Annotated in this window: 15 protein-coding genes and 2 pseudogenes; 7 read left to right on the top strand and 10 right to left on the bottom strand. The window is 63.1% G+C overall.

Features of this window, described 5'->3' with window-relative positions; translation table 11 throughout:
* The 3 genes and pseudogenes from HAV21_RS22170 to HAV21_RS05680 all read right to left on the bottom strand — a co-directional run.
* Positions 1-935 (bottom strand): annotated as a pseudogene (locus tag HAV21_RS22170) (HNH endonuclease); the annotation flags it as partial.
* A 128-nt stretch (positions 936-1,063) separates the two neighbouring features.
* Positions 1,064-2,743 (bottom strand): DapH/DapD/GlmU-related protein, encoded by a 1,680-nt coding sequence (locus HAV21_RS05685; protein WP_166840837.1) that lies wholly within the window; start codon positions 2,741-2,743, stop codon positions 1,064-1,066.
* A gap of 144 nt (positions 2,744-2,887) precedes the next feature.
* The gene (locus HAV21_RS05680) at positions 2,888-3,778 is read right to left on the bottom strand and encodes a helix-turn-helix transcriptional regulator (RefSeq protein WP_166840835.1); all 891 of its coding nucleotides are present in this window, start codon (positions 3,776-3,778) and stop codon (positions 2,888-2,890) included.
* Between the two features lie 129 nt (positions 3,779-3,907).
* Here HAV21_RS05680 and HAV21_RS05675 point away from each other — a divergent pair, with 129 nt between their 5' ends.
* Positions 3,908-4,951, top strand: a complete 1,044-nt coding sequence (locus tag HAV21_RS05675; RefSeq protein ID WP_166840833.1) for an NAD(P)-dependent alcohol dehydrogenase — start codon at positions 3,908-3,910, stop codon at positions 4,949-4,951.
* A gap of 110 nt (positions 4,952-5,061) precedes the next feature.
* Entirely contained in the window at positions 5,062-7,785 is a 2,724-nt protein-coding gene (hrpB, locus tag HAV21_RS05670; protein ID WP_347877608.1) for an ATP-dependent helicase HrpB, read from the top strand.
* Between the two features lie 58 nt (positions 7,786-7,843).
* On the opposite strand, the gene HAV21_RS05665 is transcribed toward hrpB, so the two are convergent.
* Complete coding sequence (locus HAV21_RS05665) at positions 7,844-9,478, bottom strand: amidohydrolase (protein ID WP_166840831.1); 1,635 nt, start codon at positions 9,476-9,478, stop codon at positions 7,844-7,846.
* Positions 9,468-10,925: an APC family permease gene (locus HAV21_RS05660; RefSeq protein WP_166840829.1), complete on the bottom strand. Its 1,458-nt coding sequence runs from the start codon at positions 10,923-10,925 to the stop codon at positions 9,468-9,470. The genes HAV21_RS05665 and HAV21_RS05660 overlap by 11 nt, the downstream gene beginning before the upstream one ends.
* Before the next feature lie 159 nt (positions 10,926-11,084).
* Here HAV21_RS05660 and HAV21_RS05655 point away from each other — a divergent pair, with 159 nt between their 5' ends.
* From HAV21_RS05655 to HAV21_RS05645, 3 genes are all read left to right on the top strand, one after another.
* Complete coding sequence (locus HAV21_RS05655; RefSeq protein ID WP_166840827.1) at positions 11,085-11,702, top strand: TetR/AcrR family transcriptional regulator C-terminal domain-containing protein; 618 nt, start codon at positions 11,085-11,087, stop codon at positions 11,700-11,702.
* Entirely contained in the window at positions 11,703-12,437 is a 735-nt protein-coding gene (locus HAV21_RS05650) for a M50 family metallopeptidase (RefSeq protein ID WP_166840825.1), read from the top strand.
* Positions 12,438-12,592: 155 nt separating this feature from the next.
* Positions 12,593-14,716, top strand: a complete 2,124-nt coding sequence (locus tag HAV21_RS05645) for an elongation factor G-like protein EF-G2 (protein ID WP_166840823.1) — start codon at positions 12,593-12,595, stop codon at positions 14,714-14,716.
* On the opposite strand, the gene HAV21_RS05640 is transcribed toward HAV21_RS05645, so the two are convergent.
* A complete protein-coding gene (locus HAV21_RS05640) occupies positions 14,713-15,378 on the bottom strand; it encodes an alpha/beta family hydrolase (protein ID WP_142939286.1) in 666 nt (221 codons plus the stop codon). The two genes, HAV21_RS05645 and HAV21_RS05640, sit on opposite strands and share 4 nt — an antisense overlap.
* A 76-nt stretch (positions 15,379-15,454) precedes the next feature.
* On the opposite strand from HAV21_RS05640, the gene ligD reads away from it, so the two are divergent.
* Together ligD and HAV21_RS05630 are read left to right on the top strand one after the other, a co-directional pair.
* On the top strand, positions 15,455-16,480 hold the full coding sequence (gene ligD, locus HAV21_RS05635) for a non-homologous end-joining DNA ligase (protein WP_142939285.1): 1,026 nt from the start codon (positions 15,455-15,457) through the stop codon (positions 16,478-16,480).
* Between the two features lie 297 nt (positions 16,481-16,777).
* Positions 16,778-17,776, top strand: coding sequence for a serine hydrolase domain-containing protein (locus tag HAV21_RS05630; protein WP_347877607.1), 999 nt, complete (start codon positions 16,778-16,780; stop codon positions 17,774-17,776).
* 42 nt (positions 17,777-17,818) lie between these two features.
* On the opposite strand, the gene HAV21_RS05625 is transcribed toward HAV21_RS05630, so the two are convergent.
* The 4 genes and pseudogenes from HAV21_RS05625 to HAV21_RS05610 all read right to left on the bottom strand — a co-directional run bounded on the left by HAV21_RS05625 (position 17,819) and on the right by HAV21_RS05610 (position 21,460).
* On the bottom strand, positions 17,819-18,439 hold the full coding sequence (locus HAV21_RS05625) for an L-threonylcarbamoyladenylate synthase (protein ID WP_062069781.1): 621 nt from the start codon (positions 18,437-18,439) through the stop codon (positions 17,819-17,821).
* 20 nt (positions 18,440-18,459) lie between these two features.
* Positions 18,460-19,273, bottom strand: a pseudogene (locus HAV21_RS05620) (ABC transporter permease).
* Between the two features lie 40 nt (positions 19,274-19,313).
* Positions 19,314-20,330 (bottom strand): ABC transporter ATP-binding protein, encoded by a 1,017-nt coding sequence (locus HAV21_RS05615; RefSeq protein WP_166840819.1) that lies wholly within the window; start codon positions 20,328-20,330, stop codon positions 19,314-19,316.
* The gene (locus tag HAV21_RS05610) at positions 20,327-21,460 is read right to left on the bottom strand and encodes a DUF2092 domain-containing protein (protein ID WP_166840817.1); all 1,134 of its coding nucleotides are present in this window, start codon (positions 21,458-21,460) and stop codon (positions 20,327-20,329) included. Before HAV21_RS05610 ends, HAV21_RS05615 begins: the two co-directional genes overlap by 4 nt.
* Positions 21,461-21,521 lie beyond the last annotated feature (61 nt).

The following is a 21,521-nucleotide window of genomic DNA, read 5'->3' as shown; positions in this document are numbered from 1 at the left end:
CGGGTGAGCATTTCTTCATCGGCGAGGTGCCGGACTTTGTCCAGGGCGGTGCTGATGATCGACGCCGAGCGTGAGGGCAGCTCTCCGGAGGCGAGGGCGTCGGCGAGGGCTTCGCGGCGGGCCGGGACGTCCTGGCCGGTCATCCCGGTGTGGGGGAGGACCTCGGTAGCGAGGGCGAGCCTGCGCCGGGCTTCAGCGATACCGATCCGCAACCGTGCCCGAAGGAACTCCGCCGTGTTCCGGTACCCATCATCCACGACGCTGGCAGGAGCTGTGACCTTCGAATCCGGGACGTGTTCGGTCCAGCCGGTCCGCCATTCCGGTGCGGCCGCTGACGCCCCCGGCCGAGCTTGCAGTGCTTGCTTCCGGGACCGTTCCACCGCCTGCGCAGCAACAACTTGCAAGTACTCCACGTTTCGGGAGATCTCCTCGACCCTGCCCGCGAAATCAGCCGCCTCAACAAACCCCAACAACCGCACCTCATCGGCCGCTATTGATCGCAGCGCATCAGTTGCGGCAGCACCCTCAAGGAGCACGGCCTCCAGGACCGCCGCACCGGCCGCCGCGGACTCCGCGGACAACCCGGCCGCTGGTTCTTCTGTCAGGGTGGATTCCCCGCGCCCGGACGAATGCTCGTGCAGCACACCAGGCACCGGTTCTTCTGTCGGGGTGGATTCCCCGCGCCCGGACGGCTGCTTGTGCAACAACCCGGGCACTTCTTCCGGCCCCGGTTCCCCAAGCCCATGCAACGATTCGAATCCAAGAAGCAGCCCAGCGTTCCAAGAGGGATCAGCGGCGGGTCCTGCCGCCGTCGGGGGCTTGCGCACCGATGGGCGGGAAGGCATGTCCGAGGAAACGGGGGAGACAATTCCGGGCACCTCACTGGCGCCGGGGGAACCTTCCCGCCGCGCCACGACCTGCCCAATGCCTTCCATAACCCAACCCTGTCACGAAGGCTTCACCACCATCAGACCCAATCGATGCTATGTGGAAAACCCCACCGCCGCTCACACCAGAGGTCCTCGTTTGGTAGCCGATCGCGGAAAACATGGTGATCAGATGCCTATAGGGTCGGCAGCGAAAGGGCAGGTTCAGGTCGATGGACGCCCCGGGGCCGATATCCGAGCGCTGCAGCGCAGCCAAGAAGGTCGGCCAGGTACCAGATGATTGCCAGCCACATCTCCGTGCCCTGCAGCGTTGGGACGTTTCTGTCACCGGTTGAGGGTTCAGCGCTGAAGGCCATCCCCTCGCCGGGCACCCACCGTTCAAGTGCCTGGCTGAGCTGAGTTCGTGCCCAATTCCTGGCATCCTCCCGGCGGTGCGTGGTCTGCTTGAACGCCAGCCACAGTGGGTGCACCACGTCCAGGACGTTGCAGGCGTTCTGCCGGCCGGGGGAGAAGTATCGTGGGTCCGCGGCGTGCTCCAGAACAGTGTCTACCAGCCGCTCAACGTGAGGAATCGGTACGCCGAATTGGGCGAAGGTGCCGCGCGTCAGTCGGTAGTAACCGTTGACTACCTCCAATCGATTGTCGTCCGTTGGGGTGACCCATGTTCCCGAGGCGGAACTGACCCTCGTCAGCAACCAACCGAAGAGAGCCTCGAGGGAACCCGTGGCATTGGGATGGGATTGCGCGAGGTTCCAATACGCAGCCGTCCCCCATGCGTCCACCCAAGCACCGGATCCCCATGCTTCGTTACGCCACGGGAGAGTATCCAGGGAAGACCTTACCGCTGCCGGATCCATGTCAGCTATGGCGTGGATCGGATGCTCGAAGCGACTTCCGATGAGGTCCAGGGCATAACCGACAGAAAGCACATGGTAGGTGGCAGGACCGGCGCCGAAGGTGATTGTTGAATCCCCGTAGACGTCGGACCCGAACTCTGGAACCAGGCCCGTGACGGGATCTTGGAGCTTCCGGAGCCGCGCCATGTGTTCGTCCCGTGACAGTTGCGGAGGGACAGAACCCAGCAGCAAGTCCGCGATTTCAATCGCGTCGCAATGGGCCCTGACGGTCGGCTCAGCACCTGGCTGGTCGCGGTAAGCGCCGCCTGCTTCAGAGGTCCAACTCCGCCCAAGAAGGGCTGATGCATCGGCGCGTGCAGCGTTGGCGAAGGCAGCCAGCTCAGCCATCAAGGCGTCGTCGGACCGCGCCTCAACAGCCGTAGCCGGGATTGTTGCCTCTCGCCGGTCCCTGATCCGGCGCGCGGGGTTTCCACCCACGATCAACCATTCCGGCACATCCTTGGTTACCACCGCTCCGGCGGCCAGCACTGCGTGCGAGCCCACAGTAACGCCGTCAAGAACCACAACATTCGAACCGATCCAGACATCGTCCCCTATGGTGATGCCCTGACTCGTGAGCGGCTGCTTAAACACAGGCTCGGAAGCATCCATGGAGTGGTTGAAACCGAGGATGGACGTGTGGGCACCGATCCGCACGCCATCGCCCATGGTGACGTTGCCTCTGACTACGCTGAAAGCATTGACGGTGCAATCATCGCCCAGGGTGATGGCGCCTGTGATGTAAGCGTAGGCCGCGATGAAAGAATCAGCACCGATGGAGAACGTGTCGGGATCCACGTTCGCCAAGGGAGACAGGAAGGCCCGCTCGCCAATTTTGACTCCAGCACGTTCAACCAAGATCTTGTGGTGGGCGTCCTGCGCCTGGCGTTCAGCCTCCGAAGCAGAACTCCAGAAGGACCACGGTGAGTAGTCATGGTTGAGGCCGTGCTGAGGATTCACGTTGATGTCTCCATGGTGGGGCGAAGATGGACAGCGCTTCCCCCATTATTCGCGGCTACAGGAGGGCGGTCAATGCGGCGTCGGTAAACGATCAGCCTCGATCCCTCCGGATGTCCACACTTCTTGTCAGTGACCCATTCACTTCTAGTGAATGTCCCGGACAAGCCCCGAGTTGTCAGTGCCAGTGAGAGCCGTCGCTGCCCAGCTTGCCAGCAATTTCAAAGCGTCGTCCGTGCCGGTGCCGGGCTCGGCGTTGTAAACCGTCAAGGTCAAACCAGCATCGGCAGACAGGTCGAGGGCTTCGTAGAGCAAGTGAAGGTCGCCCACTATCCGGTGGCGGAAATGCTTCTTCCCTGTGTAGTGCTGGCGGACATTGTGCGCTGCCCAGCGGACCCGGAACTCCTCGCTGCGGGTGGAAAGCTCGCCCACCAGGTCGCTGAGGCCGCGGTCGTAGGGATCCTTGCCGGCTTCGGTCCGCATAATTGCCACGGTGTCGTTTGCGGCACGTTCCCAATCCGTGTAGAAATCGTGGCTGCGAGGGTCCAGGAACAGGAATCGTGCATGGTTTGGTGGTCCGGAGGGGCTGTCGTAAATGTCGGCATACAAAGCCCGGCCGAGGGCGTTCGTTGCCAAGAGGTCCAAGCGACCGTTGCGGATGAAAGCGGGCGAGCCGCTAATCGCATCCAAGGTGAGTTGTACGCCCGGCCGGATGGCCTGCTTCCGGACCGGTCGACGGCGGGACTTGCCGCCGTCGCTCGCCGCCCGGGCGAGATCGTAGAGGTGGGCTCGTTCGGCGTCGTCGAGTTGGAGTGCGTTCGCCAGGGATTCCAGCACGCTCTCCGAGACCCCCGCGAGGTTTCCCCGCTCAAGTCGGGTGTAGTACTCCACGCTTACGCCGGCCAGCATGGCCACCTCGCCGCGACGTAGGCCCGGTACACGGCGGTTGCCGCCATAGACGGTCAGACCCGCTTGCTCGGGCGCGATCTTCGCCCTCCGGGTGGAGAGGAAGTCGCGCGTCTCGGTCCGATTGTCCATGCTTCAACGGTAAATCCTTTGGCCCGCTGAGGGAGTCCCTGTCATTACCCCTAACAGCAGTGACTCCTTCCTCTCAGGGAATCAGGGTTAGATAGAGATATCCAACAAAGTGAACCACGCAGGAGAAACATGCCTACCGCTAACGCTTACGCTGCCCCCTCGGCCACGGGCGACCTGACCCTGACCACCATTGAACGTCGCGAGGTCGGCCCCAACGACGTCCACATCGACATCAAGTTTGCGGGTATCTGCCACTCTGACATCCACACGGTCCGCGGTGACTGGGGCCCGCAGCAGTACCCTCTGGCCCCTGGTCACGAAATCGCCGGAATTGTCACCGCGGTCGGCTCGGACGTCACCAAGCACAAGGTGGGCGACCGTGTTGGCGTCGGCTGCATGGTGAACTCCTGCAAGGAGTGCAAGAACTGCCTGGCCGGAGAGGAACAGTATTGCCTCAAGGGCAATGTGGGCACCTACGGTGCTGTTGACCGTGACGGCACCATCACCCAGGGCGGCTACTCCAGCAACGTCGTGGTGAATGAAGACTTCGTGGTCACCATTCCGGAAGGTCTGGACCTTGACGTCGCCGCTCCGCTGTTGTGCGCCGGCATCACCACCTACTCGCCCCTGCACCACTGGGGTGCCGGCCCCGGTAAGAAGGTTGCCGTGGTGGGTCTAGGTGGACTCGGCCACATGGCAGTGAAGATTGCCGACGCCATGGGTGCTGAGGTCACCGTGCTGTCGCAGTCGCTGAAGAAGATGGAAGACGGCTTGAAGCTCGGCGCCGACCACTACTACGCCACCAGCGATCCCTCCACGTTCGAGGAACTTGCGGGCACCTTCGACCTCATCATCAACACCGTGAGCGCCTCCATCGACATCAGCGCGTACCTGCAGTTGCTGACTCTCGACGGCACGTTGGTCAACGTTGGCGCACCGGCCGAACCCCTGCCCGTCAACGTTTTCTCGCTGATCACGGGTCGTCGACGCTTTGCCGGTTCCGCAATCGGTGGTATCCGCGAAACTCAGGAAATGTTGAACTTCTGCGCGGAGCACGGCCTCGGCGCAGAGATCGAGGTCATCCCGGCCAGTAAGATCAACGACGCTTACGAGCGCGTCCTTGCCTCGGACGTCCGCTACCGCTTTGTCATTGACGCCTCCACTATCGGCTAGAGTCGCTGCACCATAAAGGTGCCGCACCATAGAGGCGCCGCACCATGAGAAAGGCCATGCCCCTTGACGGGCATGGCCTTTCCGGTTCCCGCAGCAGGGACAATGGTCTGGTGACTTTCAGACTGGACACCATCGGCACGGGGCTGGCTTTTGCTAAGTCCCTCGCTGACCTCACGGCGGCCCTGACAATCCAGGCCGACGCCGGCGCTCTCCGTGGGCGAAAGGCGGCGTTTGGGGGAGCGGTAATGGTTGGAGGCATCGCCGTGGTTCAGGCACCTCCGGGCACAGGTAAAACCACCCTGGTCCCGCCGTTGCTCGCCAATCTCGTGTCCGAACAGAACCCTGGCCAGCCACGCGTTGTCGTGACCCAACCGCGCCGTGTGGCAGCCCGCTCAGCCGCACGCCGCCTGGCCTCGTTGGACGGAAGCCGCCTCGGTGACAGAGTGGGCTATACAGTCCGGGGTGAAAGCAAGGTCAGCAAAGACACCGTGGTGGAATTCGTCACGCCGGGCATTCTCCTGCGGCGGCTTCTGGCTGACCCCGGACTTGAGGACGTGCACGCCGTGGTCCTGGACGAAGTCCACGAACGCGGCCTGGAAACGGACCTCCTGGTAGGTATGCTCGCGGAGGTCCGGGAGCTGCGCGGTGACCTGACCCTGGTGGCGATGTCGGCAACTCTCGACGCACCGCGCTTTGCAGCACTATTGGGAGCGGGCGGGGACCCCGACGGCGGTGTGCCGGCTCCGGTGGTCGACTGCCCTTCAGCGCTGTACCCGATGGAAGTCCAGTGGGTTCCGGCCCGGGAGCATCGTTTGGATACCAGGGGAGTGTCCCGGAGTTTCCTCGATCATGTGGCCAACACAGCAGCGGCTGCCTACTCGGCTGCCCTGAGCCGGAATCCCGCGGCGGACGCCCTGGTTTTCCTTCCGGGAGCCCGGGAAGTTTCCGACGTCGCCACCCGTCTTCGCAGGCAGCTGCCCCACAACGTGGAAGTTCTCGAGTTGCATGGCCAGATCGGTCCGGAAGCCCAGGACCGGGCGGTATCTGGCCGAGGACCCGGCGGATCACCGCGGATCATCGTGTCTACATCCTTGGCGGAATCCTCCCTCACGGTGCCCGGCGTGCGTTTGGTCATTGACTCGGGGCTTTCACGGGAACCGCGCCGGGATGCCGGCCGCGGCATGTCCGGACTCGTGACCGTTTCCTGTTCCCGTGCCTCGGCCGATCAGCGGGCCGGCCGTGCAGCGCGACAGGGCCCAGGAACGGTGGTTCGCTGCTACGACCAACAGGCCTATGGCGCAGCTCCGGCACATCAGACCCCTGAAATCTCTGTTGCAGACCTCACCGGCGCGGCTCTGATTCTTGCGTGCTGGGGTGCGCCGGGCGGTTCGGGGTTGAAGCTCCCGGACGCGGCGCCTGCCGTCGCCATGACCGACGCCGTGGAGGTTCTGCGTGAACTAGGCGCCGTAGGACAGGACGGAACGGTCACCGCCATGGGTAAGACTTTGGCCCGCATCCCTGCGGACCCCCGGCTTGCCCGCGCCTTGTTGGACGGGGCCGCGGTGGTGGGGCGCCGCACGGCCGCTGAGACGGTGGCACTCGTGGCAGGTGACCACAGAGCACCCGCTGCCGACCTAACAAAGCTGCTTACTGCGCTGCGTTCGGGATCAGACCCCGGCTCCCGTCGTTTCGCCGAGGACGTCAGGCGGATGCAGTCGTTGGCAGAGAAGGAAATGCGGTCAGGGGACGGGGCTGCCGGGGTCGGGTCTCCCCAACCGGCCGCCGATGTCACGGCAAGGGAAGCACCCGGCTTTGTGGTGGCGCTGGCTTTCCCGGACCGCATAGCCAGGCGCGTACCCGGTGATGGGTCCACCACGTACTTGCTGTCGTCCGGGACGCGGGCCGGGCTTCCCTCGGGGAGTTCACTGTCCGGGCATGATTGGCTTGCTGTGGCCGAGGTGTCACGCGCCCAGGGGCGTGATGCCGCCGGAACCGGCGCCGTGGTCCGTTTTGCCGCGCCGTTGTCATCCGAACTGGCCGTAGAAGCTGCACCGGGCCTTCTTACGGAGAAAGTGCAGGCAAAGTTCGATCAAGGCCGGGTGATGGCCAGGCTGGAACGCAGTCTGGGTGCCATCGTGTTGTCCTCCACACCCGTTCGCCCCAGCGCGGAATCGGGGCGGCACGCAGTGTCCAGAGCGTTGGAAAAGTCGGGATTGTCCGTGATCGGCTGGTCAACGGCAGCTGATTCCCTACGCCGGCGCCTTGCCATGGTGCACCGTGAAATCGGGAGTCCGTGGCCTGACGTCCGTGAGGCTGCCCTGCTATCCACGCTTGATGAGTGGCTGGGCCCTGAGATGGAATCGATGGCAACCGGGACACCCGTCAGCGCCATAAACCTTGTTGACCCCCTCAGGCGCCTGCTCCCATGGCCGGAGGCCGCTCGGCTCGACGACCTCGTCCCGGAGCGTCTGATGGTGCCAAGTGGTTCGCGTATCCGGATCGACTATCCCGAAGTTCCGGACAGTACGCCTCGCGGCGGAGCGAATCACGTTGGTGCGGATCACGACGGCGGCCGTCCGGTGGTGGCGGTCAAGCTTCAGGAATGTTTCGGTTGGGACAGCACGCCGCGCCTCGTGGACGGCAGAGTTCCAGTCTTGTTTCACCTGCTATCCCCGGCAGGAAGGCCGTTGGCCGTCACGGACGATCTCGCGTCGTTCTGGTCCGGTCCTTACTCCCAGGTTCGGGCCGAGATGCGTGGGCGCTACCCCAGGCATCCCTGGCCCGAAGACCCGTGGACTGCGCCGGCTACGGCTAAGACGAAGAACAGGATGTAGCCCAACGCGTGCTCCGGGAGCCTCCGTCGGGGGCCTCCGGAGCACGCTCCAGGAAACGCTAAGCGAGCCGCTCCAGCATGAACTGAATCTCGCCGTCCACGAACGTTCCCAGAACGCTGCTTGCCGCAAATTCATCCGGGGCAGTGGTCAGTGGATCGAGTTCAAAGGCGGTGAAGTCTGCCCGCTTGCCCACCGTAATGGATCCCGATACGTCCCACAGCCCTGCAGCTTTGGCCGCGTGGGAGGTGTATCCCTCCAACGCCTGAATTGCGGTGAGGGCTTGGGATGGTGCGATGGGTTGCTGGTCCGGTTGTCCCGATCGCCGGCGCAGTTGGGCGTCCGCGATGATCGGGAGCGGCTCGAAGGGTGCGATCGGCCAGTCAGAGCCGATGCCCAGCGTCACCCCGGCATCACGAAGGTCCCTGCAGCGCCAGGCCCTGCCCGCCCGCTCAGTGCCAAGGCGGGTTGACCAGTTGTCGCTGTGATCGGCCATGGAGTAATGGGTGCAATGGGTCGGCTGCATGCTCGCCACTACTCCTGCACCACGGAAACGCTCCACCAGCTCATCCGGCACAGTTTCTATGTGCTCAATCCTGTGAACAGTTCTGCGCAGAACATCACCAGGGACCACATGGCACAGGGATTCGAGGGCCTCCAACACGTGATCAACCCCGGCGTCTCCGATTGCGTGCGTCGCAGTCGGGATGCCCCGGGAGGCAAAATAGCGGACGGCAGCGGAGTATTCTTCGGGACGCGGCCAGAACGGCGCTGTGGACTGTCCTTGAACATCAGGTTCATAGAGCCAGGCCGTCCCGTTGTCCACGGTCCCATCGACGAACAGCTTTATGGCTTCAACGGACCACCGGCGTCCGCCTGTACCGATACTGCGGGCCAGTTCCTTCCAAGTTGCTTCGCCGCTGCCGGGCATGCACCAGGGCGCGGACCGGAGCCGCAAAGGAAGCTCGCCTTCGGCCTCCAAGGCCTGGAAGAGTGCGGCGGATTCCTCGCTGTGGTCCATGATGTGACCGCCGGTCAGTCCCGATCGGGCAAAGTCTCTCAAGAGCTCACCGAGGCGGGCTTTGCGCTGGGCAAACGACTCCTGCGGGATGTGGCGCTGGACCAACTCCATCGCAGCGGCTTCGAGCAATAATCCGGTGGGCACACCGTCTGCGTCGCAGACCACCTCAGAGGCCTGGTCGAAGTCATAGCTGCCATGGATTCCGGCCAGTTCCAGGGCTCGGCTGTTTGCCAGCGCTGAATGTCCGTCGAACAAGCGGATGAACGCGGGCTGCTCGCCTGAAACCCTGTCCAGCACACTTCGGTGCAGCTGAACTGAGCCGAAAGCGTTCGGGTTCAGTCCCCATCCACGCAACCAGCCGCCGTCGTGTCCTGCTTCTGCCCGCAATACGGTGAGGACGTCTTTTAGGGTCGCGGCACCGTTGAGGTCAGCGCCTACCGTCAGGTCCAAGCCGAACACCGGGTGAATATGGCAATCCACCAATCCCGGCGTGAGTGTCGCGTTGCCAAGGTCCACCACTTGGGTGTCCGTTTGCTGCCACTGGCCGGCATCCTGGCGACTACCGACGGCGGCAATCAACCCGTCGCTGATGGCAACGGCCTGGACTGGCTGGCCAGGGTGTAGCTCGTCCATGGTGTGAATGGTGTCGGCAAGGATGATGAGGTCAGGAGTCATGGGTTTCGAAGCTTCCGATCCGGGCGAAGACGTGGGGGCGGGTGGTGCGCAGTCTGCGGGCAATCAGCAGGCCTGCAAGGAAAACAGCGGGGGCGACCATCAGCAGGATGGTGTTGGTCAGGGCGTCGGCGAAGGTGAGGAGCTCGATGTTGATGGCTATCAACGCCACAACACCGAACAGTAGGACGGCCGAGGCCACGCTCAAAGGAATGAGTATGCGGTTGGTGGCTGCGGCCGGGTTGCGCCGAAGGTAGATGATCGCTGCTACAGCGACCAGTCCCTGCAGAGCCACAGTCCCGAAGATACCCGGCGTGTTGACCCAGATCAGCAGTTGCTTGTACGGGTCGGCACCGGCGATGGCGCAGACGATAATGACGACGGCGGCCAGGATGGTCTGCATCTGACCGGCACGGTGCGGGGACTTGTACTTGGGGTGGGTCCTGCCGAGGAACGCGGGGAGCACGCCGTCATTGGCGAGCATGTACACGTAGCGGTTGATGGCGTTGTGGAACGCAAGCTGGGAGGCATAAACGCTGGTCACAATCAGCACATGCATGACTACTTCGGCCCAAGGACCCACGTACTGGTTGATGGTGGCAAAGAACATGCCGTCGGCTAGCTCGCCGGCAGCAACAACCACGTTTCCATCGCCGTAGGCCTGGATAACGGTCCACACAATGAAGGCGTAGAACACGGACATAAAACCCACCGCGATGTAGGTTGCCCTGGGTACGGACTTGTCCGGATTCCGGGCCTCGCGCCGGTACAGCACGGTGGACTCGAAGCCCATGAAGGCAGCAAAGCAGATGGCCAGGATGGCAAGAACACCTGGAGTGAAGGCGTTTTCAGGGGAGAAGGAGGAGAAACTGATGCCTTGGGCGCCGCCGCGTGCCAGGATTCCGAAGCCCATGATGGCCAGGATCGCGGTTTCGGCGATGAGCAGGACGCCGAGTACCTTGGCGCCGACGTCGATCCCGCGGTAGCCGAGGAACCAGACCGCCGCGATGGCCGCCAGTGCAACTACGGGCCAGGGAACATCCAGGCCGAAGAGGGCGCGAAGCATGCCTTGGGTTTGGACGGCGAACAATCCGTACACGCCGATTTGTAGGCAGTTGTAGGAAACGATCGCCAGGATGGCTGAGGCCAGCCCTACCGTCTTGCCCATGGCCAAGGTGATGTAGGTGTAGAAACCACCGGCTGCTTTGACGTGCTTGGTCATGGCCATGAAGGAGATCGCGAAAACCAGCAGGACTGCTCCGGCAATGATGTAGCCCATGGGGGCGCCTATGCCCCCGACGCCAATGGCGAGAGGGGCAACGCCGGCCATCACTGTCAGGGGAGCCGCTGCGGAGATCACCAGGAAGGCAATACCGCCGGTGCCTATGGCATTTCTTTTGAGCCCGTTGCCGGCATCTGCTGCCGGAGGTCGGGTTTCGAGGTCGGACATGGGGATCCTCTGGGTGTTTGGGGAGGGAAGATTCAAAGGTGAGCCAGACATAAAGCGAAAGGCTTTCGTTTATGGTAGGTCTTTGTGACCGGCGGCACAATACTTCGACGCAAAGTTCTGGCTAGAGTCGTAACAACAACCTTGAATGGAGACACACGTATGGCACGCCCGCTGGTCCCGCTGATATCCATCGACGCCCTCGTCACCGCTGCCTTGGAGCTGGTGGATGAGGCAGGGGACTTCAGCCTGCCGAAACTGGCCAAACGGATCGGGGTCAGCCAGTCCTCCATCTACAACCACGTCAGCGGCCGGGAGGAGATCCTTGAGCTCATGCGGGGCCGGATCATCGCGGAAAGCCCGTACGTCCTGGAGGATGAGCAGGATTGGGAGGCTTCGCTTCGCGCCATCGTCCGGAGCTATCGTGATGCCTTCGCCCGCCATCCAAAACTCGCGCCGCTGCTGGTACTCCAGACGGTGCAAGATGCCCAGGTCATGGCCCTCTACGAGAACCTGGCTGTGGCCCTCGAAGCCGCAGGGTTCCGGGGCCGGGACGTGATGTCCGCAATTTCCACCATTGACAGCTTCGCCCTGGGCTTCGCTTTGGACTTGGCGGCACCGGACGTCGTCTGGGCACCACCCGCACAGGGGTACCCCGCCCTCACCAATGCCTTGGCCCAAGCCGGACCTGCGGACGAGCGAGGCGAGGCCGCCTTCGAGTTCGGCCTGGAGATCCTCATCGCCGGACTGCATTCCCGTCTTCAGTCGACGGTGCTGTGAGTGAACCTCCTTCAAACCTGGTGGGACGCCGTGGTCCGCGGCTTCACCGACACCCACACCACAGCGGTGCCCTTGCCAGCCCTGCTGGTCATACTCGCGTGCGCCGTCGTTCTGAGCATCCCGCGCGTCACCTGGCGCTGGTTCGGACTCTACGTCACCTTTGTCCACGAGCTGGGCCATGCCTACGCCGCGCTCATGACGGGCCGCTTTGTCCATGGGCTCCGGATCGGACTGGACCATTCGGGCCGCCTTGTCAGCAGCGGCCGGAGCGCTTTCGGGGCAGCGTGGTCCGGATTCTGGGGCTACCCTGCACCCGCCGTGGTTGGTTTGTGCCTGATTGCCGCCTTCGCCGCCGGCCGCTCCGGAGCCGCCATGTCCATCGGGGCCTTGATCCTGCTGGTCTCGCTGATCTTCCTGAGGAACCTCACCGGGATCCTCGTAGCGGTGTTGAGCGCCGCGATTGCCCAACTCATGATCCTGTTCGCCACACCCACAACCGTCAACTACGTTGTACTGGCTCTCGGCATTGCCCTTTCCGTAGGCGGCGTCAGGGACCTGTTCAAACTTGCCGGTGTGCACACCCGTCGCCGCGACCGACTGGCGGCATCTGACGCCTTCATCCTGGGCCGCAGCACTGGAGTCCCGGCGTTCGTCTGGTTGACCGGGTTCGCGGTGGTGATCACCGGATGCTCCCTCGCGTCCGCCTGGTTGCTGTGGGGGATGCTCACCGTTTAGCCGGTGGTTGACCGTAGTGGGAAGCCGACGGCGGTTGTTCGGCTTTGGTTGCTGGCAGGCCTTGCCCTGTGGGCGCTTAGGGTGTCCAATCCTCTATAAGGTTCGAACTGGAGGTGTTCGGACTCCGTGCCGGGATTCAACACCAGGAGGTGCCCATGTCCGCGAAGGGCACGCGCGAAACAACCAAGGGTCCCGGAGCCGGCACCCCGGATACCAGGCGAGGCGACAACGGCACTGTCTTGGCGGCGAGTGATCCAGCGAAAGTCCGGAACGTGGCCCTTGTGGGGCATTCGGGTGCGGGCAAGACGACACTGGTGGAGGCGTTGCTGGCGGCAACTGGAGCCATCACCAGGATGGGCTCCATCAGCGAAGGAACCACCGTCAGTGACTCCGACCCCTCAGCGATTCATCAGCAACGGTCAGTCACGTTATCCGTAGCCCCGATTATGGTCGACGACATCAAGGTCAATCTGGTCGACACACCCGGCTACACCGACTTCACCGGCGAACTTCGCGCAGGTTTGAGGGCCGCCGACGCGGCCCTTTTTGTTGTTTCGGCTGTTGATGGCATTGACGGTGCCACTGTGGCGTTGTGGGGCGAGTGCGAGAAGATCCGGATGCCGCGTGCGGTGGTAGTCAGCAAACTGGACCATCCGCGCGCCGACTTCAGTGCCGCCGTCGTGCGTTGCCAGGAAGCGTTCGGTGAGTCGGTCCTCCCGCTGTATCTCCCGACTGCGGGCCACGCCGGACTCATCGGAGTCCTCCACGGCACTCTTCACGGCACTGGGGGCCAGGATCTGATGCCCACCGCGAACGTGGAAGCAGCCAGGGGACCTTTGATCGAAGGAATCATCGCTGAGAGCGAAGACGAAACCCTCATGGACCGGTACCTTGGCGGCGAAGAACTGCCGCTCGTGGACCTGATCGCCGACCTTGAAACGGCTGTCGCGCGGGGCAGTTTCTTTCCCGTCATGCCGACGTCGGCCGAAACCGGTCTTGGCCTCCCGGAACTCATGGCCCTGTTGACCGATGCTTTGCCATCGCCCTTGGAGCGCATCACCCCCGCGGTGATGAAACTCGACGGTTCTTCGTTGAAGCCTCTGGAATGCAACCCCGCCGGGCGCCTCGCCGCTGAAGTAGTAAGGACCACTGTAGATCCGTTCCTCGGCCGGGTGTGTTTGGTCAGGGTCTTTTCGGGGACTCTGAGGGAGGATTCGTCAATCCACATCGGCGGACGGGGCCTGGCAGACAGGGGCCATGAGGACCACGACGCCGACGAACGCATCACGCATCTCTACTCGCCTGTGGGTTCGAGCCTCCAAGCGGTTCCACAGTGCATTGCCGGCGACATCTGCGCCATCAGCAAGCTGGCCAGCGCCGAAACAGGGGACACTGTCTCCAGCCGTGAGGCACCGCTGCTAATCGAGACCTGGAACATGCCCGAGCCTTTGATGCCTGTAGCTATTGAAGGGGCCTCACGCAGTGATGAGGACGCGCTTGCCAAAAGCATCGGGAAGGTGGCGGCCGCCGATCCGACGCTGCGATTGGAACGCAACCAGGACACGCACCAGCTGATCCTGTGGTGCATGGGGGAGGCCCACGCAGAGGTGGTCCTGGACAGGCTGCGTGGTCAAGGCGTTAAACTCCAGACCGTGGACGTGATCACTCCACTCAGGGAAACCTTTGCCAGCAAGGCCGCCGGACACGGGCGGCATGTAAAGCAATCAGGTGGCCACGGGCAGTTCGCCATTTGCGACATCGAGGTGGAGCCCCTGGCCCGCGGCGGGGGCTTTGAATTCGCTGACAAAATCGTTGGCGGTGCAATCCCCGCTACGTTTGTCGCGTCAGTGGAAAAGGGCGTCCGCTCGCAAATGCTTAAGGGTGTGTCAGCGGGATTCCCCGTGGTGGACATCAAGGTGACGCTGGTGGGCGGAAAAACGCACAGCGTTGACTCGTCCGACGCAGCTTTCCAGGCTGCCGGTGCGCTGGCGCTACGGGAAGCTGCGGCAGCTGCCAAAATCCAGTTGCTGGAACCCGTATCCTCCGTTGTCATCAGCGTTCCGGATGACTACGTGGGTGCGGTGATGAGTGATCTGTCCGGACGCCGGGGCAGGGTCACCGGCACCACCGCCGCAGACGGAGAGGGAACCGAAATCAGCGCCGAGGTCCCGGACCAGGAGCTCCTGCGATACGCCATTGAACTCCGCGCCCTCACAGCAGGAACGGGGCGTTTCCGCCGGTCCTTCCTTCGCCACGAGCCCCTTCCGAAGCAGGTTTAAGCGTTTGTCCGCAGGAAGGCAGCAACTGCCGGCGCCAAGGACGCCCCCACCTCGGCCGCGCCACGCTTCATACCCTTGACCGCAAACGAATGGTCGCCGCCGTCGACCCACTGAAGTGTCGCCGTCGGGCCGATTTTTTCTACTACCTGCTCCAGTAGTTCCGGCGTCGCGAACGTATCGCGGGTGCCTTGGAGGAAAAGCATCGGCACCGTGACGCCGTAGAGGTGTTCGTCCCTAAGCTTTTCAGGCTTTCCGGGGGCGTGGAGAGGGTAGCCGAGGTACACCAGACCCCCTGCGGGCATCCCGTCAGCCACAGCCATGGATGCCATGCGTCCACCGAACGATTTACCGGCCGCCCAGAGGGGCTGTCCTTGGCCGAGCTCAGCCGCTTTGTCCATCACAGCCCGCCATGTAGCGATGGCTAGAGGAGGGCGATCCGGAAAACGCCGGCCGGCCTCACGGTAGGGAAAGTTGAAGCGCAACGTCGCCACCCCTTCCTCGCCCATCGCCTCAGCGAAACCCTGCAGGAACGGATGTTCCATTCCTGCTCCCGCGCCGTGCGCCACTACCAGGGTGGCGAACGCCTGCGTGGGCCGGATGTGAAGGGCAGAGACTTCGGTTTCTCCCACAGCGACGCTCAAGGATGTTTCAGTATTTGGCATGCAACCATCATGTCCCATCCCGACAAAACGCACTCAGGTGCAGACGCGCAGGGCACAAACGGGGTAGCTTGTGGCCATGGCGAGCGAAGCAACCACCGTTACTGTCCCTGGTCCCGAGGGCCCGCGCGAGGTCAGGATCTCCAGTCCAAGCAGGGTGATGTGGCCTGAGGCCGGTCTGACCAAACTGGACCTTGCCACATACCTCATCGACGTCGGCGAGGCTTTCGTCTTGGCTAACGGGAACCGGCCCATCAGCCTCCAGCGTTACTCGGGCAACATCGAGGGCGATATGTTCTTTTCCAAGAATCCCCCCAAGGGTGCCCCGGAGTATGTCCGTTCCGTGACGGTGACGTACCCCAGCGCGCGTTCGCATCCCCAGTTGGTGATCGACGAGCCGGCGGCTGCAGTGTGGGCCGCGCAAATGAATACTGTGGTGTTCCACCCCTGGGCGTCCCGGGCCAACGATCCTGACAATCCGGATCAGCTCAGGATCGATCTGGATCCCCAACCCGGCACGGACTTCGACGACGCTATCCCGGCGGCTCTGGAACTACGCACCGTTCTGGAAGAAGCCGGACTGACGGCTTTCATCAAGACCTCCGGAAACCGTGGTCTGCACGTGTACGCGCCCATCCATCCGAAGCATGAATTCCTGGATGTCCGCCATGCCGTGATCGCTGCTGGACGTGAGTTGGAGCGCCGCATGCCGGAGAAGGTCACCACTGCCTGGTGGAAAGAGGAGCGCGGTACGAGGATTTTCGTGGACTTCAACCAGGCCAACAGGGATCGCACCATTGCCGGGGCGTACAGCCCACGTGCCGTCCCCACGGCCCAGGTGTCCTGCCCGTTGACCTGGGACGAACTGGAGAATGCCGATCCCGCGAAGTACACCATTAAGACGGTCCCGGACCGCCTGGCGAAGGTGGGCGACCCCTGGGCGTCCATGCACGATCACCCCGGTGACATCGATGTTCTACTGAAGTGGTGGGAGCGCGACGTCAAAAACGGTCAGGGGGAAATGCCCTTCCCGCCGGAATTCCCCAAGATGCCTGGCGAGCCCATGCGCGTACAGCCAAGCCGGGCACGCAAGCCGGAAGAGTAGGCCGGAAAAATTGCACCGGGAGAGCGTGTGCCGAGACGACCAGGCATAAGTATCCCTGCCACTGCCCGAGCGTGCAGCTTGTCCCTCAGTAGCTTGTCCCTCAGTAGCTTGTCCCTGAGCAGTTCGTCCCTGAGCCGTCCATTTCCGAGCGGCTTGCTCTTGAGCTTGTTTGTGGGCTGTATGTTTCTTGGCGGGTGCACCGAAGGCTCTGAGCCACGTCCGCTCCCGCCCTCCACCGCTGCAGCACTCCCGTCAACGCCGACGCCAACAACGCCGAATCCAACAACGCAACCGGCAGTGTCAGGCTCTCCTTCCGTTCCTACCCTCGAGCCTGCGCCGGCGCCCACGAACAGCGTCGCAGTCACCCCGGCGTTCCAAGAGCTTCGCGCCACCCTTGAACTGTTCTCGCGGGAGAAGCTGGATGAAGGGGCGTCAGCTGTCCTCATCAAGGCACGGGTCGGCCAGCAAGAGTGGACTCACGCTGAAGGATTCCTCAGCCGGGAGGGGCGGGCTGCTGTCCAGCCGGGTCACCGTTTCCCTGTGGGCGAGCAGTTCCGGACCCTGGTGGCTTTGTCAGTCATGAAGCTTGTGGAGGAGGGCCGGCTCGGATTAGAGGTCCCCGTTTCGACGTATCTTCCCGGATCCCTCGCTGTGGATGGTCCGGTGACAATCCGGCAGCTCCTCGGAGACACCGGCGACGTTCCGGCTGCGACAGGTCCGGATGCATACGCCGTGCTCGGTCAGGTGGTGGAGCGGCTCAGAGGCGCGCCGCTGAGTGGCGTGCTCCGCACGGATGTCCTGGCGCCCTTGAACCTTCTTTCCACGGAGCTGCTGGATGCTGATGCAGCAATCCCCGGTGACCTCATCCATGGATACGTCCAGTTGGAGGGAGAAACCGTGGACGTTACCGGCATTGGAATCCCAGACGGGATCGCCAACGGCGGCCTGGTGTCCACCGTTGAGGACATGTCCACGTTCTACGCCGCCCTACTGAGGGGCCAGTTACTATCCCCGGCAGGCCTTATCGCCATGAAGGGGACGGTGTTTGACGACTATGGCCTTGGCCTGGATCACTGGGATGACCGTTGCACCAACGGCTCCTACTACGGCCACGCCGGCGACGTTCCGGGGTATGGAAGCATTGCCATGAGCAGCGCGGACGGCAACCGCCAACTGTTCATTTTCGTGGCCTACCCACCCCAGGAGTTGTCCACACAGCCCTCAGCCTTGGCACTGGAAATGACCGGCGTCGCCCAGGTGGCCTTGAATGCGGGATGCCGCTTCCAGTTCCGGTGAACGGCCAACTCCGGTGAACGGCGAACAGGAATCCAGTGACCTCTATTCGAAGCGCGAGGGATCGCCCGTCCCGTAGCGGACAACCTCGGCCACGCCGCTGGAGAAGTCGATCACGGTGGTGGGTTCCGAGCCGGTGTCACCGGCATCAATGACGCCATCCACCTGATTGTCCAGGCGTTCCTTAATCTCCCAGCCCTGCGTCAACGGTTCTTCCTCGTCCGGCAGCAGAAGGGTGCTGGAGAGCAATGGTTCGCCCAGCTCGGCCAAGAGTGCCTGGACCACCCGGTGATCAGGGATGCGCACACCCACGGTCTTCTTCTTGGGGTGCAGGAGGCGTTTGGGAACTTCGCGGGTGGCGGGGAGGATAAACGTATAGCTGCCGGGGGTGACAGCCTTGATGCTCCTGAAGATGTCGTTGTCCAACATCACGAACTGCCCCATCTGTGCAAAGTCCTTGCACACCAGGGTGAAGTGGTGTTTATCATCCAGATGCCTGATGGATCTGATGCGGTCCAGGGCTTCCCTGTTGCCGATCTGTGCGCCAAGCGCATAACAGGAGTCGGTAGGGTAGGCGATCAGGCCGCCACCTTGGAGCATGTTCACCACTTGGCCGATGGCGCGTGGTTGGGGATCTTCCGGGTGCACATCAAAGAATCTGGCCATGTGAAGAGCCTACGACAAAGCTACGACAAGACGTCCTTGTTGGAGAATTTTGCGTAAGCCAGCGCGCCGCACACCGCGATGTACCCGGTTTGGAGGAGGGCGTTCTCACCGAACGATGTCCAGGAGATCGGCTGGCGCAGAAGATCTGCGAAACCAAGCCAGTGGTGGCTGAACAGCCACGGATGCAGCCACTCGAGCTGTGGCAGGTTATCCAGCACCTGGGACACCACGGAGAGCACAATGGTGGCAGCCATGGCCCACTGGCACGTCCGTGAAGGTTGAGATCAATAGGCCTATAGCTGAGAGTCCCAGCAGGGAAACCGTGATGTAGGCGGCGATCAGCAAAGATCTCGACGCCGACTCGCCAACGCTGATGGTATCCCCGGACAGCAAAGTCACCGGACCCACAGGAAAAAGCACGACGCCGGCCAGGGCGCCGGCCGCAGCTACGGTGGCGTTAGCGGCGCAACAGAAAGCGACGGCCCCGGCATACTTCACCAGCAAGAGTCGTATCCGCCCTGCGGGAGCGATCAGCAGGTACCGCAGGGTTCCAAGGTTCGCCTCCCCGGCGATGGTATCCCCGGCTACCACCCCAACCGTGAGCGGCAGGAACAGAGGGACACACACTACCAACGCCGTGACGGCGACGAAGAGGCCGTTCTGGGTGATGCGGTCCAGGAAGAGCGGCCCGCGGCCAGGAGCGGTGGGCTGCGACGATAACTTGACGGCCACGGCGATCAAGATGGGCACGGCAGCGAGGGCGATCAACATGGCCCATGTGCGGAGCCGACGGAAGAGCACGGACAACTCCGAGCCCAGGAGCGCCCATCCCATTCCCGGACGTACGCCACCACCGCGGGACAGGCCAGTGGTTTCAGCCGACAACGTCGAACCCCTCTCCGGTCAGGGACACGAACCGCTCTTCCAAACTCGCGTTCTCCACTGCAAAGCCACGGATGCGGACGCCGTCGGCAACCAACGCTGACACTACCGCCTCGGGTTCACGGCCATTGATCCCGGTCGCATACACCGCAGTGGTTCCCCGGCTACCCACAACTCCCGGGGCTTCGCCGGGAACCAGGCCAAGGCGTGCCAACACCCGGGACGCGACGTCGACGTCGGGCGTCTGCACCACAACGCGGGCCTGTCCGGCGGACCGGAGCTCCTCAATCCGCCCCTGGGCCACAAGGCGACCGGCACTCATCACACCCACATGGGTACACATATGCTCCACCTCGGCGAGCAGGTGGCTGGAAACGAACACGGTGGTCCCGCCAGCAGCGAGGGAGCGAACCAGATTGCGGACTTCACGGGTGCCCTGGGGGTCCAGGCCGTTGGTTGGTTCGTCCAGAACCAGGAGCTCCCGCGGCCTGAGCATCGCGTTGGCCAAACCAAGGCGCTGCTTCATGCCCAGCGAGTAGGCGCGGACCTTTTTTCCCGCCGCATGGCTGAGTCCAACCCGGTCAAGGGCATCCTTGACGCGCCGACTTCTGGTCGATGACGACGCATGGGGGTCGGCGGCATCCAGACGCGTCAGATTCCCCGTACCCGAAAGGAAAGGGTAGAAGCCCGGCCCCTCCACCAAAGCGCCAACGCCCGGGAGTACAGAAGCCAAACCTTGGGGCATCTCCTTGCCAAGAACGCGGATGTCCCCGCTGGTTGCCGAAGCAAGGCCGAGCAGCATCCTGATAGTGGTGGTCTTCCCCGAACCATTGGGCCCAAGAAAGCCGAACACCGATCCACGAGGTACAGCAAGGTCAATTCCGTCGACGGCAGACCGGCGCCCGAAGCGCTTCACTAAGGCGTGCGTTTCGATAACAAGATCAGATGAGCGGACGGGATTCGCATGCCCACTTCCATCAACATTGGCGGCTTCACTGGGTTCGTTCACTGGGCGGCAGCGGCCGTCTGGAGCCGTTCCAAAGGCACCATGCCGGCAAAGACACGGCCGTCGTCGAGAACCAACACGCTCACCAGCGACGTCGTTAACGCCCGGCCACCGTCAACAGGAAGCAGCGCTTGGGACAATTGGGGATTGGACGTGAACTCAGCAGGAGCAGAACCCGCGGGCAAGGCGATCACGGAATCCCAGCCTTGACCCATGACCTGCTCCCGATGAGCCGGTGCCTTCAACGAAAGGTCGTGTAGCGGCTCTGACGGAAGGGTCATGGTGGGCACGGGCCTGGCCGGAAGTACCTTCTCAGTGATTGTCGCTCCCTGCGGCGGGGTGAAGTCAAACAACGCGGCATCCGGCGTGGACAGGTCCAGTTGGGTGTATGCCAGTGAATAGGCAGGTTCGGCCTGGCCCTTGGCCCGCACCTCGACACCCAGGGGCAGGCCGGTTTCGGAGTCGACGTCGATGCTCACCGAATCAACCAGTGTTTCGGAACTGCGCGGGTTGAGGACCAAGGAATATACGCTTCGACCAGCAACCGATGCCGCCTCACCAACGGTGACCTCAGTGCTGGCATCAAGGGAAGCAAGGAAACGTCCGGCCATGGCCTCGGGGGTCGGAATCTCCTGCGCGGGCATCTCCTGCGCGGGCCTGTTTGGAGTGGGCCTAGCGGGCAGAGTGTCCTTCAGTTCAGCAAGGGACGGTGCCGGCACTGTCAGATGTGTGGCGCTGTTGTCCTTCGAGTTGTAGAACCAGAGCTCGCGGCCATTGAGGACAACGTCGCGTTCAGCCATGCGGTCAAGAATCTGCAACCGCGCCTTCAGGGGGCCATCCACGTAGACCCTGGCTGTGTGCGAACCAGTCAGGAATTCCACGGCGGAGGCAGCACCAGGAACACTGCCCGAACCGGACGAGGGCAGCTCGGGAAGTCCCAGTTCGGCGTTCTGCTCCATAGTGCCGGACAGAGCCCGCACCTCAGTGCGCGCGATCATGGCAAGGATTTCTTCAGCGCTCTTGGGCGGAAGGGAAACGCTGGCGCCTGCTTGGACAGAGCCGAACACCACGGCAATCGCCAAGGCAAGGGGAATCAGGAGAGCTGACAGCCACCGCTGCCGGGCCCGCGCCATTATTACCAACCACCGCTCGTGAGAGGCATGAGTCCAGACTACTCCGCTTGGCTGCAGTGAT

Source organism: Paenarthrobacter sp. MSM-2-10-13 (assembly GCF_011605365.1).
Lineage (GTDB): Bacteria > Actinomycetota > Actinomycetes > Actinomycetales > Micrococcaceae > Arthrobacter.
The sequence above is the reverse complement of the archived record's forward strand: the minus strand, read 5'-3'. Positions and strand labels throughout refer to the sequence as shown.

Coding starts and splice junctions, on each gene's coding strand:
- HAV21_RS05665 (WP_166840831.1), bottom strand. CDS start 9,478: ATGACTCCTGACCTCATCATCCTTGCCGACACCATTCACACCATGGAC.
- HAV21_RS05660 (WP_166840829.1), bottom strand. CDS start 10,925: ATGTCCGACCTCGAAACCCGACCTCCGGCAGCAGATGCCGGCAACGGG.
- HAV21_RS05625 (WP_062069781.1), bottom strand. CDS start 18,439: ATGGCCAGATTCTTTGATGTGCACCCGGAAGATCCCCAACCACGCGCC.
- HAV21_RS05680 (WP_166840835.1), bottom strand. CDS start 3,778: ATGGACAATCGGACCGAGACGCGCGACTTCCTCTCCACCCGGAGGGCG.
- HAV21_RS05675 (WP_166840833.1), top strand. CDS start 3,908: ATGCCTACCGCTAACGCTTACGCTGCCCCCTCGGCCACGGGCGACCTG.
- HAV21_RS05640 (WP_142939286.1), bottom strand. CDS start 15,378: ATGCCAAATACTGAAACATCCTTGAGCGTCGCTGTGGGAGAAACCGAA.
- HAV21_RS05655 (WP_166840827.1), top strand. CDS start 11,085: ATGGCACGCCCGCTGGTCCCGCTGATATCCATCGACGCCCTCGTCACC.
- HAV21_RS05610 (WP_166840817.1), bottom strand. CDS start 21,460: ATGGCGCGGGCCCGGCAGCGGTGGCTGTCAGCTCTCCTGATTCCCCTT.
- HAV21_RS05645 (WP_166840823.1), top strand. CDS start 12,593: ATGTCCGCGAAGGGCACGCGCGAAACAACCAAGGGTCCCGGAGCCGGC.
- ligD (WP_142939285.1), top strand. CDS start 15,455: ATGGCGAGCGAAGCAACCACCGTTACTGTCCCTGGTCCCGAGGGCCCG.